The sequence below is a fragment of the Caballeronia sordidicola genome (genome assembly GCF_000729995.1).
GTDB lineage: Bacteria > Pseudomonadota > Gammaproteobacteria > Burkholderiales > Burkholderiaceae > Caballeronia > Caballeronia sordidicola_A.
The window spans coordinates 57,114-71,390 of record NZ_JNFG01000030.1; the positions used below are offsets into that span (position 1 = coordinate 57,114).

Annotated in this window: 14 protein-coding genes; 6 read left to right on the forward strand and 8 right to left on the reverse strand. The window is 57.9% G+C overall.

The annotated features are described in order from the left end of the window. Positions 1–130 precede the first annotated feature (130 nt). The 3 genes from FH08_RS0125835 to FH08_RS50585 all read right to left on the reverse strand — a co-directional run bounded on the left by FH08_RS0125835 (position 131) and on the right by FH08_RS50585 (position 2,761). Positions 131–1,078 (reverse strand): AEC family transporter, encoded by a 948-nt coding sequence (locus FH08_RS0125835; RefSeq protein ID WP_031361141.1) that lies wholly within the window; start codon positions 1,076–1,078, stop codon positions 131–133. Positions 1,079–1,712: 634 nt separating this feature from the next. Further along, positions 1,713–2,504: an SDR family NAD(P)-dependent oxidoreductase gene (locus FH08_RS0125840; protein WP_031361142.1), complete on the reverse strand. Its 792-nt coding sequence runs from the start codon at positions 2,502–2,504 to the stop codon at positions 1,713–1,715. Further along, entirely contained in the window at positions 2,501–2,761 is a 261-nt protein-coding gene (locus FH08_RS50585; protein ID WP_075583375.1) for a LacI family DNA-binding transcriptional regulator, read from the reverse strand. The genes FH08_RS0125840 and FH08_RS50585 overlap by 4 nt, the downstream gene beginning before the upstream one ends. 188 nt (positions 2,762–2,949) lie before the next feature. On the opposite strand from FH08_RS50585, the gene FH08_RS0125850 reads away from it, so the two are divergent. Then, positions 2,950–3,882 carry a LysR family transcriptional regulator gene (locus tag FH08_RS0125850; protein WP_031361143.1) on the forward strand — a complete coding sequence of 311 codons (933 nt, stop codon included), beginning with the start codon at positions 2,950–2,952 and terminating at the stop codon, positions 3,880–3,882. Positions 3,883–3,920: 38 nt separating this feature from the next. On the opposite strand, the gene FH08_RS0125855 is transcribed toward FH08_RS0125850, so the two are convergent. Continuing rightward, on the reverse strand, positions 3,921–4,592 hold the full coding sequence (locus FH08_RS0125855; protein ID WP_031361144.1) for a peroxiredoxin-like family protein: 672 nt from the start codon (positions 4,590–4,592) through the stop codon (positions 3,921–3,923). Between the two features lie 414 nt (positions 4,593–5,006). Here FH08_RS0125855 and FH08_RS0125860 point away from each other — a divergent pair, with 414 nt between their 5' ends. After that, entirely contained in the window at positions 5,007–5,774 is a 768-nt protein-coding gene (locus FH08_RS0125860) for an SDR family NAD(P)-dependent oxidoreductase (RefSeq protein WP_031361145.1), read from the forward strand. Positions 5,775–6,001: 227 nt separating this feature from the next. On the opposite strand, the gene FH08_RS0125870 is transcribed toward FH08_RS0125860, so the two are convergent. Next, on the reverse strand, positions 6,002–7,516 hold the full coding sequence (locus tag FH08_RS0125870) for a sensor domain-containing diguanylate cyclase (RefSeq protein ID WP_235210496.1): 1,515 nt from the start codon (positions 7,514–7,516) through the stop codon (positions 6,002–6,004). 510 nt (positions 7,517–8,026) lie between these two features. Next, positions 8,027–8,599, reverse strand: a complete 573-nt coding sequence (locus tag FH08_RS0125875) for a phasin family protein (protein ID WP_031361148.1) — start codon at positions 8,597–8,599, stop codon at positions 8,027–8,029. A 537-nt stretch (positions 8,600–9,136) separates the two neighbouring features. Between FH08_RS0125875 and FH08_RS54035 the strand changes: the two genes are divergently transcribed. The 3 genes from FH08_RS54035 (at position 9,137) to FH08_RS48600 (ending at position 10,869) form a co-directional block, all read left to right on the forward strand. Beyond that, complete coding sequence (locus FH08_RS54035; protein WP_075583376.1) at positions 9,137–9,424, forward strand: helix-turn-helix domain-containing protein; 288 nt, start codon at positions 9,137–9,139, stop codon at positions 9,422–9,424. Positions 9,425–9,748: 324 nt separating this feature from the next. Next, positions 9,749–10,489: a 3-ketoacyl-ACP reductase gene (locus FH08_RS0125890; RefSeq protein WP_031361150.1), complete on the forward strand. Its 741-nt coding sequence runs from the start codon at positions 9,749–9,751 to the stop codon at positions 10,487–10,489. An 89-nt stretch (positions 10,490–10,578) separates the two neighbouring features. After that, complete coding sequence (locus FH08_RS48600) at positions 10,579–10,869, forward strand: hypothetical protein (protein WP_063771231.1); 291 nt, start codon at positions 10,579–10,581, stop codon at positions 10,867–10,869. 162 nt (positions 10,870–11,031) lie between these two features. Here FH08_RS48600 and FH08_RS0125900 read toward each other — a convergent pair whose 3' ends face one another. Then, entirely contained in the window at positions 11,032–11,442 is a 411-nt protein-coding gene (locus FH08_RS0125900; RefSeq protein WP_152602922.1) for a hypothetical protein, read from the reverse strand. Positions 11,443–11,746: 304 nt separating this feature from the next. Here FH08_RS0125900 and FH08_RS0125905 point away from each other — a divergent pair, with 304 nt between their 5' ends. Further along, positions 11,747–13,684: a putative bifunctional diguanylate cyclase/phosphodiesterase gene (locus tag FH08_RS0125905; RefSeq protein WP_152602923.1), complete on the forward strand. Its 1,938-nt coding sequence runs from the start codon at positions 11,747–11,749 to the stop codon at positions 13,682–13,684. A 77-nt stretch (positions 13,685–13,761) separates the two neighbouring features. On the opposite strand, the gene FH08_RS0125910 is transcribed toward FH08_RS0125905, so the two are convergent. Continuing rightward, positions 13,762–13,980 (reverse strand): hypothetical protein, encoded by a 219-nt coding sequence (locus tag FH08_RS0125910; RefSeq protein WP_031361153.1) that lies wholly within the window; start codon positions 13,978–13,980, stop codon positions 13,762–13,764. Positions 13,981–14,277: the final 297 nt, after the last annotated feature.

Here is a 14,277-nt window from a genome sequence, read left to right on the forward strand (position 1 = left end):
ACGATTTCCTATATAAGGTCAGAGCAGATCGCTTTAAATCCTGGTGCGAGAAATGCCGATACCAAGTGGCTGGATTGTCTATATAGATTTCGCGATATCTTCGTGGCGATCAGCCGGAGCTCAGCTCCCGCTAGACAGAGAACAAACCGATGAGTATTGCTTCTGTCCCGATCCCAAGAATTGTGCTTAACAAAATTGTTGATGTTGCGTCAGCCGTGTAGGTCTTGTTCTTTAGGGCGAACATGGCGGCTGCAGTCGCGGTCGGAACCGCTCCGGTGATGATGGCCTGGTGGGCGGAATTTCCCGTTACCTTGAAAAGGTAAACGCCTAGCAGCATCAAAGCCGGCATAAAGAAATTCTTTATGCCAATGTTGGTAAAGACATTGAGGTTGAGCTGGAATTTCTCTCCGTAGAGCATCAAGCCAAGGGCGAACAGCGAGACGCCACCCGATGACTTGCCGATCAAATCCACTGATGTAAGTATCGGTGTCGGGAGTGTCACGCGGCAAAAACTCAAGACGACACCGAGGATCGGCAGAAAGACAATGGGATTGGTAGCCGCACCTTGAAGGGCATGGCCCAGGACATGCAAGGTGTCTTTCCAACCGTGCCCTTCGTCCTGCTTGTCCGAAATACGCGTCAAGACTATGGTCAAGGGCAACATGATGATACTGGTGACCAAATTGCCGACAAGAACCACCAGAAACCCTGCGGGACCGAACATGGCGGCCAGGATGGGCGCACCAAAATACGCCATGTCAGGATATCCGCACACCAATGCCTGCATGGTGGCAGTACGCAGGTCATGCTTGAACACAAAGCGGCCCAGCGCAAGGGCAATCAAATAGCTGCCCATCAATCCAAATGTGAGACATAGCGCCAGTCTTACATCAATAATCTTATCCGCCGGAGTGGTCGCCGCCGCGTAAAACAGCGCAAATGGCAATGCAAAACGGATAACCAGCGTCGCCAGCACACCGGCATCCTCATGCTTCAGGAGACCGATCCTGGCCGAGAGCCATCCGAGAATGATGACGAATGCAACCGGCAGGAGTCCGTTAAGGATCGTTTCAATCACGGGATCGACCTTTTTAGTCTGGAGGCCAGTTCAAAGAACCCTGAGGGGCGCTTGATTTCTCGGTGAGCGGTTAAGCCTGGACGTCGGGAGAACGGATGCCAAGGAATGGTAACGCCGATCCATGACAATGAATGGTGGACACTGATCGGACCTTTACTGCCGCAGCCTGAACCGTGGCGCAAGAAGGATCGAGGCCGCTTTTCCGAATCGGATCGGGCGGCGCTCAGCGGCATCCTGCATGTATTCAAGTCAGGGCTTCGCTGCAACCACTTCTTAATCAGCCAGGTCTTCGGTCCGTTCGCGACCCGTAGGCGACGTGACTTCGCGACTGGCACTAAGCCCGCGCATGCGGACCGGCTGCACGAACAGCTACCCATGAGCGATAGCAGCGGGGTGACGCCCGCGTCCCATGCGCCACCGGTCCGACAGCCCGGGAATCCGTCGAGGCAAGCATTTCATCAATTCCCGGTGTGTCGACGGGTTCGGCGCTTAATTTACGTCGTTGTTTCCTGCCGCGGTATTACATATTCATGTGATGCGGAATGCCAAACCTCTTAAAGACAGGGCATTGTCAAATCTCGCCTGTGGAAACAGGCGACCCCATCACGCCGGGTTCGAACGCGGACAGTGCCTATCACTCCGGCAATGTCACGCCGAGGCTTGCCATCAGTCCTCCGTCAACCTTGAACTCCGCTCCTGTGCAAAAACTCGCGCGATCGCTGGCCAGAAAGGCGACGACCTCAGCGACTTCTTCCGGGCGCCCGATTCGGCCGAGCGGCTGCGCCTTGCCCCATTCCCGAAGGATTTCTTCCTCTCGCCCCGGCGCGGTTTCAGCGGCCGCAAAGCGTGTCATCGGTGCATCGATGCAGCCTGGACAGACGGCATTTGCACGTATGCCCGATGGACCAAAATCCACGGCGAGCGAACGCGTCAGAGCAAGCATCCCAGCCTTCGAGGTGGCGTAGGCGGCGACCCGGGCCTGGTTGGCAAGCGCCTGTACTGAGGCGATGTTGACGATCGAACCGCGTTGTGCCCTGAGCATATGCGGCAAAGCGTAATGACAGGCCAGATACGTTCCTCGTAGATTGACACGGATGACGTTGTCCCACTCAGCCGATCCCATGGACGCAACGGTTCCATAAGGTTGAATCGCCGCGTTATTAATTAGGATATCGATAGAACCGAGAAATGCTGCGGACTTTTCCATCGCGTCGGCAACTTCGTCCTCGATGCCAACATCGGCGACGATGGCGGTGACAGTGTGACCTTCGGCACGCAACGTCGCCACTGCCTGCTCCAGCACTTCAGGGTTCTCACCCAGCAATGCTACGGATCCACCGCGCTCGGCTATCAACCGTGCACATGCCAGCCCAATACCGCGTCCACCGCCGGTCACAACCGCGCCTTTGCCTTTCAGTTCACTCACAATGCCTCCGTTTGCCTGCCTGTAGTAGTTTGACGGATGATCAACTGCGCACCGGCACGCATATGCGGGATGGCAATGATCCGTTTGCCGATCCGGTGCAACAACAGACTCCGAGCCTCGACGGCGATCTGATGACGTTGATAGTTCAGCTTGCCACAAACGTCGAGAACGCGCTCCTGTAACTCGGCCGCGACGGGAGTATTGCCATTTAGTACTTTGGACACAGTCTTTCGCGACCCGCTCGCCTCCCGAGCCACTTAGTTCATTGTTGGCTTGCTTTGCATACTGCTGTTCGAATGGACCCGACCTGACTACGCGCCACGATGTGCGGCGTCAATCCTTCGCGGACTGTGAATGCCGCCGGCCCCCGGCACTAAAGACAGCATGCGCCAATGCTCGGTAGACTCTGCTATTTGATTGCGAACAGTTTGCAGGGGAGCACCGCATGGACCGCATGACCGCGATGGAAACGTTCGTAACCGTGGTGGACGCGGGTTCATTTTCTGCCGCCGCTCGCCGGCTAAAGTTAGGCCAGCCGGCGGTCTCGAAGTCGATTGCGCAACTGGAAGAACATCTCGGCGCGCGACTTCTGCTTCGCTCGACTAGAGGCCTGGCGCCCACCGATGCAGGCCAGCGATTCTACGAGCACGCCCGCCGTGCAATCGATGAGGCTGATCAGGCCGAACAGGCGGCACGCGAATCGTCGGACGGGCTTTCGGGCCGCTTGCGCATTGGTGCTGCGGTCACGTTCGCGCGGCTGCACGTTTTGCCAGCCCTTAAGTCCTTTCTCGACCAGCATCCGAAACTGAGTGTCGATATCATCCTCGACGACCGCTCTATCGATCTGCTCGAACAGGGCGTCGACGTGGCGCTGCGCATGGGTACGCTCGACGACTCGACGATGACCGCGCGACGCATCCTGCGGGGACGGCGACTGGTGGTCGGAACGCCGAGCTATTTCGCGGACGCCGGCATTCCGAAGACACCGGCAGACCTGAGTCGGCACCAGGCGATCGTCTACTCGCTGCGAGGTGGTGGCGAGTCGTGGTCGTTCAGTCGCGACGATGGCACCGAGGTCTCGGTGGCCGTGTCGGGCCGGGTAAGCGTGAGCGCCGCCGAGGGCATGCGCACGGCGGTGCTTACGCACATGGGCTTGGCCGTCGCATCGGAATGGATGTTCTCCCCCGAACTCGCCGACGGCACTGTGCGAGCTGTTCTCACCGAATGGACGCTGCCGCCCATCGATGTCTGGGCAGTCTTCCCGTCCGGCCGCATGGCGACGACGAAAGCGCGTGCCTTCGTCGCTTTCGTCGAACACCTGTTCGATGGGCACGGTGGCAGGTCGGAAGCCGACCCGACATCCACTTCTATCGATTGACGTGCCGGCCGCCGAAGACAGCAAGGCGCGTTATCCGCTTACCCCTTAGCGGTGGCCTTCTCGAGCACGGCGAACATGTCGCTCGGATCAGGACGGCGCGTGTAGTCCGGATTGACCTCGGAGTACAGCACGATACCGTCGTGGCCAATGACGTAGCGCGCCGGCATGGGCAGGGTCCAGCTGGGGTCGTCGTTGAACGCCGGGAGGTCGTTTCTCATGCGCCTGTACAAATCGACGAGATAGCCAGGCAGCGAGAAGCGCACGCCGAACGCTGCGCTGGTCTCGCCGTTCACGTCGCTCAGCACCGGGAAGCTCAACCTGTTCTCGCGCACCGACTTGCGGCTATTGACCGGCGTCTGCGGCGAGATAGCGACCACGTTCGCGCCATACGCGTGAATCTGCGACAGCACCTCGTTGATCGCCTGAAGTTCAATGTTGCAGTACGGACACCATGCGCCACGATAGAAGGTCACGACGAGCGGTCCCCGCGCGAGCAGATCGGTCGACGAGACGTCGTTGTCGTTCTGGTCCTTCAGCTTGAACACCCGTGCGCGGTCGCCAGCTTTGACGGCGCGGGCCGCCTGGCCGCTCGCGATCAGTTCAGCAGTCGCACGCTCCATGATCGGGTGGATTTCCGCCTGTGCTTGATAGGGCGGTTTGCCGGCCTTGAAGTCGGCTTTGAAAGCGTCGAGCTTGTCTTGCAGTGCCATTACGAATCTCCTTGAGTGATTGAGGCCGATGGGCCATGAATGCGCATCGCGTATAGCAGCAGGGCGAACGTATCGGCCACGCATTGGCCGCGGACTGGCCGAGCGTTGTAGCTGCTCACGATAAGCCACAGGCTGAAACTCCCAGACCATCAGCAGAAGGCATCCTTCGTCGATAACAGTTATTCCTTGCAGGCATGTTCCGCTTGGGCGCATTTGTGCCTTCGTAAAGCGATGACTGCGCGAGGAATAGGACCTATTCCCGGCCGGTTACTACCCAGCATCCCGACACGAGCGGACGATACGCATCAACCAATGCATGAACGCATTGGCGCACATGCAGCAGTCGGCTTGTCCCTGCACTTGAGCATGTGAGCAGACCATTCAATTTTCACTAATCTCACTATCGAGGTAATCATGACTCAGGCTCTGAAAGGCAAACTTGCACTCGTGACCGGCTCTTCTCGTGGAATCGGCGCGGCCATCGCAGCCCGCCTCGCGCGAGACGGCGCATCCGTGATCGTCCACTACGCGTCGAGTCCGGCGCGCGCGGAGGCAGTGGTCAAAGCGATCCGCGATGCAGGCGGCGAGGCCGAAGCAGTTGGCGCCAATCTGGCGAACCCCGAGGGTGTAACGGCGCTGGTCGATTCGTTGAACGGCGTCTTCGGCGGCAAGTTCGATGGCCGCCTCGACATCCTCGTCAACAACGCGGGCACAGTCGAATACGGACCGTTCCTCGAGTCGTCGGAGGCGTCGTACGACACGCACTTCAACCTGAATGTGAGGGCGCCGATCGCCTTGGCGAAGGACGCGGCCAAGCGCATGATCAAGACGGGGTGGGGACGCATCATCAATGTCGGCTCCGCTTTCGGCGAAGCGGCGCCGCTGCCTGGCGTAACGCTTTACATCGCGTCGAAATTCGCCATTCGGGGCTTCACACGCGGTCTTTCGCGCGAACTAGGGAAGTATGGCGTGACCGTCAACGCGGTTCAGCCCGGCCCGATCGACACGGAACTGGCTCCCCAGCCCGGGACGGAAGAGCACGCGACGATGACCAAGCTCGCCAGTGTGGGCCGCTTCGGTAAGCCCGAAGAGATCGCGGCGGCGGTAGCGTACCTGGCGAGCCCGGAAGCCGGCTACACCACCGGTGAAAGCCTGACGGTCGATGGTGGGTGGATTGCCTGAGGAAGGGTGAAGCGGGTTTCACCGGCGCGCTGCCAGACGCTGATCGATCAGCCGAACGCTGACGATCAGGCCGGTTGCATGCCGTGCGCCCGCTTGGCGGAGTCGGCGCCGGGCGAAGCGAGAAACGTAAGCAGCGTACGCGCGGCCAGCACGGCGTCGCTCACCGCGGCTTCCGTGCCGATGTCGGGGCGGGGCGCACCGGCCCTCAACGCCGCAATCTCTTCAGGCTAGGGGCTGGAAGGCAGCATCGCTTCTGCCCCATCGGAGCAATGAGTGGACGGGGCGCGTTCCTTTCCCGCCAGGACGCCCCGTTTCGGAGAGTCGGCGTCGCCCGTCGAACCAACGTTCCGGATGGCGACCTCGTCATAGGTGCGCCACGTAGTAGTAGCGCTGGCTCGGCCGTGTTCCTTGGCTTCGTACATGGCTTCATCCGCTTTCCTGACCAGGTCATCGGCGCTGTCGCCTTGCTCGAGCACCGCCACTCCAAGGCTGGCGCGCATCATGTACGGGTTATTGCGTACCGTGATTGCCATGGCGAGTGCCTGTGCTATTTCCTTCGCGGTCTGGGTGGCGATTTCGCATGCGTTCGTTGCCCCGACGATCACCAGAAATTCGTCACCGCCCAAGCGGCCGACTGCACCGCGATTACCCACGACGACCCGGACCCGGTCTGCAAGGATCACGAGAGCCTCGTCGCCCGCCTGATGTCCATGTGTGTCGTTCAGTTGCTTGAAATCGTCCAGATCGACGAAGATCGCCGCCACTCTGCCGCTCGCATCGGGTGACGAGACGGCCCGATGCAGCAGGTCTTTAATACGTCCCCGGTTAAACAAACCCGTGAGCCTGTCAGTTTCCGACAGGCGCCGCAGTTCCTCTTTACCTTTCAGCAGCTTGGCGACCAGCGCCATTATCCACAATGAAAAACCGATAAGAATGACCGAGATGACGAGGGCCATCACCACGTAAACACGGCGCATTTTGAAATAGTCATCGAGCGCTTCGGCGACCGAGAGCCCGGCCACGACCATCAGGTCATAACGGTCGATTGCGCTGCTAGTGACAATTCGTTCAATATGGTCGACCGGGTCCACCACGGTGCCGTCGTGCGTGAGTAGAACAGTTTTGTACCCGTCGGGCAGCGGACCGCCGGTGGTGCTGGGCGACTCGCCCGCCCGGCGAGACAACGTAAAACCATGACGGGAAACGACAGCGATCAGGCCATGCTTGCCAAGCGCGGCGCTGTTGTAGAAGCCGTCGGTGAGGTAGGCCGGGTCCTCCGAGACAACAACCACGCCGCCGAACGACCCGTCGGGCCGGTTGATGCGCCGCGTCGCCTGAACTGACCATTGCTTCGATACTCGCCCGATCACCGGCTTGCTGATGAATAGTCCCGCTCCGGGATCCAACCGATGCACAAGGAAGTGTGCGCGATCGCTAAGATCGACCACGCCGGAAAACTTGAGGGTCGAGGCCAGGACATGGCCATCCGCGCCGACAACCGTCACCTGCAGCGCGGTGTCGGCACTGATCAGCCCGCGCGCTTCGTACTGTGCGAGGTCAAACGTTTGTGGTGAGCTTTCATAGCCGTACTTGATCAGGAGCGCGATTTCGTCGACATCGTGAACAGTCTTCAGGGTGTGGTTCTGAAGCGAGCGCACCAGAGTCTGGGCCTCATCCTCCGTTTCGCGCAGCACCGCAACCTTCTCGATATGCAGTCTCACGGAGATCGTGATCCACAGCACGCAAAGGACAACGAGGGTCAGCAGGGGTATGAATATCAGTGCGCGGGGCAGTGACATGCCCCTCTCAAGACCCGGCAGAGTCGGCTCCATAATTCCCTCAAAAACCTTTTTTTCTATTTTCGAATTCTGTCCCAGACAGGCTAAACATCATGCCCTGAACAGAGGTCGATTTGTTCGCCTCCTCAACAAATCGTCACGGGCGGGCGTATTTGAGTAAACGCTTCATCGGCGTGGATAGAAGTTGGGCCCGTGGAGGCGAAACCGGCGAGCTTTCGATAGGCCTCTTTCGACAGAGGCGATGATGGATTCGCAATGGACCGCCCACTTGCCGCGCGTCGGTGCTCGCGACATTGAACGTGAACACTCATGCCGTAGGCCTGCGCGCTCTTCACTGAATAGCCTAAGCAGTGCCAACAGAATCACAGCACCTTTCAGTGTCTTGACGAGCGACACAACAAAAGCGAGCAGGGCTCACCTTTGTTGTCTTTACTCAAACCAACCTGCGAAAACTTATTTCTTCTCGGTCGACGCGGTCGTTCCAGCGACGGCATTTTTCGCTAATGCGGTCGAGGCGGAGGACGCAGCCTGAACATTGCTTTCCGCGATTTCCACTACTTGTTTGGCGGCCTTTTTGGCAGCGTCGTACGCGGAGTTTGCCGTCTCGCTGGCGGTCCCGATGGCGGACTTCCATGCGGACACGAGAGCCTCGCTTCCTGCCGGCGCGTTCTTAGTGAGACTGTCAACGAACGCCTGCACGTCGTGCTGCGACTGCTTGAAATGCCCTTCACTGGCCGCGGTGAATTCGCTTTGCGTACCGGTGACGATTTCTGAGACGTGGCGCCAGTATGACTGCAGTTTTTCTGCCGTAGGTGGTGTCTGCAGCGCGAAGAAGCCCTGCGGGTCCTTGGCCGACAAAGCCTTACCGACGGTTTCCTGATTTTCGGCGAGCGTCGACTTGACCACTTGCACATTCAACTCCACTAGCTTTTCGAATCCTTCGAAAGCTTTGAATGTGAGACCAAACAACGTGTTGTAGGCGGCTTTCTGCGTGGCAAACAGTTGTTCCGGGATAAAACTGCTCATTAGTAACTCCGTAGAGGTAAATGCGGTTAAAAATGATGTTGTTGCGGCGCAGCGAAAGTCCCATTTTAAGGATAGACGGGCGAGTGTCAATCATTTGTTTCCCTCGTTGACTGATATACCCGTGGATAAGCAGAAGTAGGAAGATACAAATAAGTAACAACTGCCTTTCCATAAATAAAATCACTAATTTATTTAGTCATCTCATTGTGCGGTCATATCGGGAAATTGAGCACGGCTGTGCGATTATGCTTGCACGGGTCAGAGTATCCGCAAGGGGCTTCTGCAGAACGGCCGTAGAGGATTAACCCACTCAGCAACGAGTAGGGCCCGTGAATAGTTTCTTGCTTGACACAGGCCTCCGGTCCATTGATTATTCCCAATGGAAATCAGAAAGCAAGACGTCGCTAGGTGCACAACCACGATTAATCTGATTTAACAACGTGTCACGAGCAAGTCATCGTGAATACGTAGTATTAACTGACGCCGCAAAAAGTCGGCGCTGAATAGCATAAATACAGACTGAGAGATGCAGGCAAAATGGGACGACATACTTATCCAATCGGGCACCTCGAACGCAGTCACGAGGACAACGCCCTCCGGCGCGCTATCGGAGCACGCCTCGACCGGGCTCTCCACAGGGCCGGCATGAGTTCCGCGAAGGCCGCGAAGCGACTCAGCGTCAGCGAGAACGACGTGCAGTATTGGCGACACGGAATTACGGTTCCGCCTTTGCACGCTTTTACGCGTATGGCGGCCATCCTTGACGTCGACGTTCATTGGCTCTGCACGGGCCAAACTCAGATTGCTCATGCTGCGGTTTTGTGAAAGCAGAAAAGCAGAGCCGGGCGGTCGAAAAGGCGCAACACGGTCCATGTGACCTTCGAATATTTCCTGAACACGCTCATAGAACAATTGGACAGGAGCGGCTGGCCGAACACCATTTTTATTTATCAGACGTTTCACGGAGCGATGTGAGTCCGACGCGGTTGAAGCTTATCGCGCAGCACAGCCATTGCTTGTCGGCCCGACTGTAAAAGCGCAAAGCCACTGGCGCAATCCCCGCAGCGTCGAAATTGCGGCTCGACACGGGTCGCCGCTCAACGCAGATAGTGAAGTTCCATTGACCGTAGTAAGGAGACAGAGGAAGAGATGTCCAAACGAATTGCGTATGTAACAGGTGGTATGGGTGGCATTGGAACGTCGATATGCCAGCGCCTTCATACCGATGGGCTGACAGTAGTGGCGGGCTGCGGACCTAATTCACCCCGTCGTGAAAAATGGCTTGCCGAACAGGCGGCGCTTGGTTTCTCCTTCGTGGCTTCCGAGGGCAACGTCGGTGATTGGGAATCGACTGCCGCAGCGTTTGATAAGGTCAGGAAAGAGGTTGGAGAGATTGACGTGCTGGTGAATAACGCGGGTATCACGCGCGACGGCGTGTTTCGCAAGATGTCGAAGGAAAACTGGAACGACGTTATAGATACCAACCTCACGAGCCTTTTCAACGTAACCAAGCAGGTGATTGAAGCAATGGTCGCCAAAGGCTGGGGGCGAATAATCAACATCTCGTCGGTGAATGGACAGAAGGGCCAGTTCGGGCAGACCAATTACTCGACTGCCAAGGCCGGTATTCATGGTTTCACCATGTCACTCGCCCAGGAAGTGGCGACCAAGGGCATCACCGTGAATACCGTCTCGCCGGGCTACATCGGTACCGATATGGTTCGCGCTGTCAAACCCGAGGTGTTGGATACCATCGTCGCGAGTATCCCGGTGCGGCGTCTGGGGGAACCCTCTGAAATTGCGTCGATTGTCTCGTGGATTGCCGGTGACGACGCCGGCTTCGCAACGGGCGCCGACTTCTCTCTTAACGGCGGCCTGCACATGGGATAACGCGGCCGCCTTCGCGGGCGGACTCTGGGCTGTACCGCGCGGGCATGGCGACGACAATCTCACAAGACCAAAATCCAGGGGTATTCGGCATGCATCGGACCTACAACTACAAAGACTTCACCATCGAGGTGGAGACTGAGGCGGTGGCCGGAATCGCTGGCGAGCGGGTTGCTGCGACGCCACTGGGATACATCGCGGACGTCAACATAACGAAGAGCGGGAGCCCCGCGGCTACCCGACGCCTCCACTTTGGCGAGGTTGCAGAGCGCCCGCTCGGCACCCCGGCTGAGGCCTTGATGCGCGGCTACGGCGCCGCCCAGGAGGTTATCGACCGGATGAGGAACGCTGTCGACCTACCGCCCGTGCCGAAGGAGGGGTGAGCACGACGTCCCTTTTCGCAGCGTTGGACATCGCCACCCGGATTCATGGACCCTCGGTCGACCAGATCCACCGAAGAGTTGGGCTCCGAGCGTGAGATAGCTAGCTGAGCGCGAAGCGCCCCCTGCGTGCGCCCCCTGCCAGTGGACAAGGGGGCGGTCCGCTCAGCCTTTGGGTTTGCCTTTCGTGCGCTGAGCCACTTGCGCAGCCTTTTGACCTTGCGTCTTCCCAAGGGACTTGCTTGGTGCTGCAACTTCCTTCTTCCTGCTCGGCATATCAGTTTCGGCCGTTTGACTCGGTGGGGCCTTTCTGGGTGATGGCATTTTGACCTCCTTAATGTGTCGAATAGACACACTCTTAAAAATAGGCCGCACGTCGTCGGGAATCAAGAAGACTCGCTTCAGCGATGGCTGATATTCCTCTGCATCGACGCGATTTCTTCGTAAAACATACGTCAGGGCGAGCGTTGTCTTTCCCGAGCGCACCACAGCGCCATTGCCAAAATGCACCTCCGTCGTTTTGATGGCGCCAACGGCGGACATCGCGTGACGAACGGCTTCAGTTGTCGAGAACACGGATTGAACAAGGCACACGCTGAGGGTGAGAACCGCTTAGTGTCCGCTCGACTTCAGGCGCCACGTTGTTAGTCGGGATATCGAAACGGCCGCACCATGCCGTGGCTGACAGAATTTGACCGTGAGGAAATTCTTAGCGCCTCCGTTTCACAAGGTCGGCTTGCCCTCGTCCAAAAGCGATAGCGATAGCCGCTTGATGGCGGGCGATGAACCACGACGCAATGGGGGCGAAATTAAAGTTTTGCTAGAAACTACCGTTTACTAATGAAGTGCTGGAATCGCACGTTCAAGCATTGGCGAACGCGTGTTCGGCCAGGCTAAGGAGCGGATGGTGGCGAAATCGAAGGTCGGGCCGTTTGGAATACCTATGTCGACAGCGGTCGTGCATCGGTCAGGGCTGCGCTTCGCTGCGGGAATATATCGCGTTCGGGTGTTTGGGGCAACGGCGGGGCTGGTCTGTACCATGCCAATCATGTTGTCCGACCATGCGGTAACTTTCTTGTTGATGACGTTCGCCGCGGCTTTGTTGGCCTGGCCGCACGTGGCCTACGTGATCGCCCGGCGCTCCATGCATCCCGTCAACGCCGAGCGCCGTAACCTTTTTATTGACTCGGTGTTCGCAGGCGTCATCGTCGCGTTGTTAAATTTTCGCCTCGTTCCTTCTACGATCGTTCTGCTATCCGTAGCAATGAACAGCATCGCCGTTGGCGGCATGCGGCCGATGCTTTTTTGTTGTATCGCGAACGCTGTGGGCGCGCTGGTTGGAATCGGCTTATTCGGCGGTCACATCGCAGGCGCGAGTGAGCCCTATTCGACCTTGGTAATGCTACCGTTGATGGTGCTCTACCCACTGCTCATCGCGAAGTTTGCCCATGCGGCGTCCGAGCGGCTTGCCGAAAAGACCCGCCAATTGAAGGTCCTGTCCGAGCTTGATGCGCTAACCGGATTGTTGAATCGAACTACGTTTATCGCACGCCTCGATCGTTTGCTGCGCGCCTGTGAGGGAGCGACAACCATCGTCGGCGTGATTTTTGTTGACCTGGATAATTTTAAAACGATCAATGATTCGCTGGGTCATAAAGCCGGCGACCGCGTCCTCACCCGTCTGTCGGGCCGGTTGATGCAGGTGTCGGAGCAGGGCGGATTGATCTGCCGGTATGGTGGTGACGAATTCGTCGCGGCTGTACAGGTTGCATCTATCAACGACCTCTCGATCATTGCGACCAAGATCATTCGCGACATGTCGCGCGACGTGTCGATCGATGGAACACGGCTTAAGCTTGGCGCGAGCATTGGCATCAGCGTGTTTCCGGAGCACGCATCAGATGCGGCATCACTGATTAGCCGTGCCGACGCGGCAATGTATCGGGCGAAACACCGGGGAAAGGGCACCACCGCTTTTTATGACGAGCAGATGGCCCACGCGTCGGCGATAAAGTATCGCATTGCCCGCCGTCTGCGCGCCGCGATCCAGAAGGACCTGAAGGTGCATTATCAACCGCAGGTCGATATGGTAAGCGGAAGGCTCATTGGCGTCGAGGCTCTCGCACGATGGTATGACACGGAGCTTGGCCACGTCCCGCCCGGTTTGTTTATTCCGATTGCGGAAGAAATGGGATTGATCGGCGAGCTGGGCATGGCCGTGATGCGCATTGCGTGCGCAGACGTGGCGCGCTGGCGTGCCATGTATGACATCAGCGTGCAAATGTCGATTAACGTCTCCGCACTCCAACTGCGTCGCCCCGAATTTTTAGATGAGGTATGCGAATTGATTGTGCGCTTCGAGATCGAACCCTCACAATTGGAGCTGGAAGTGACCGAGAGTGCGTTACTGGACAACGTTGGCGAGGCTCGATCCACGTTCGAACGATTGGCGCAGCTCGGCGTGCGTGTTGCCGTCGACGACTTTGGAACAGGCTATTCCAATCTGTCTTACTTGCACGCGCTCAAGATTGACCGAATCAAGATTGACCAGTCCTTCATCAAGGAGCTATTCACCACCACGACCGGCCAGTCTATTGTCAGCGCGGTGATTGCCATGGCGAATGCGATGACGCTCGACATTGTTGCGGAAGGCGTCGAGACGTGGGCTCAAGCGCGCTGGCTGGTCTCGCATGGATGTGTCATCGGGCAGGGATATCGCTTCAGCCACCCGCTCGCGCCCGAAGACTTCGAACGCTGGATGATTGCAAACCCGGCGGGCTTAAGCTTGCCGGTGACCGAGTGCAGCTCAAACTCGTGATTTCCAAATCGCCTCGTCACTTTGGGGCGATGAGATTCGTCGCATGCGCCGAATTTGTTGCCTCGACGAACGCTCGCTCACGCTGCCATATCAGTCGCCCATCTGCGCCACTGACGGTCCTGGTATTTTGATTCGGCGTTGACCAGCAGCGCCCTGGCCTGGGACGCGCAGGCCACATTCCAGACCGTTCCAGTCCATCGCGCGAAGTATCTTGCTGCGGTTCCGTGTGCGTCCTTGACCGGATATACACCGGGCCGCGACGGTTTTACACTGCCGTCCATCCATTCGAAGTTCATTTCTCGTAGCTCCATTAAACCGCACCAACGATGGGCTTCTTGACTCGTTGCCCAAGGCGCCCGGAGCGGCAGACGTACTTGTCCTTACCGCTCGGCCCCATGCATTAATCCTAGACTTGGAAGACCGGATTGCTTAGTCGGTACGCGCTGAATCTAGCCTCGGAATAACCCCTTTTGGATTGTCAGGAAATCCCTACATCAGGGCGAACGAAATGAATGCAACCGACTCCAGACGCTGATGCGACGCGGGGGGAGAGAGGCTGGCCATATAGACAGCCAAACAGAGCCTTGATGGAA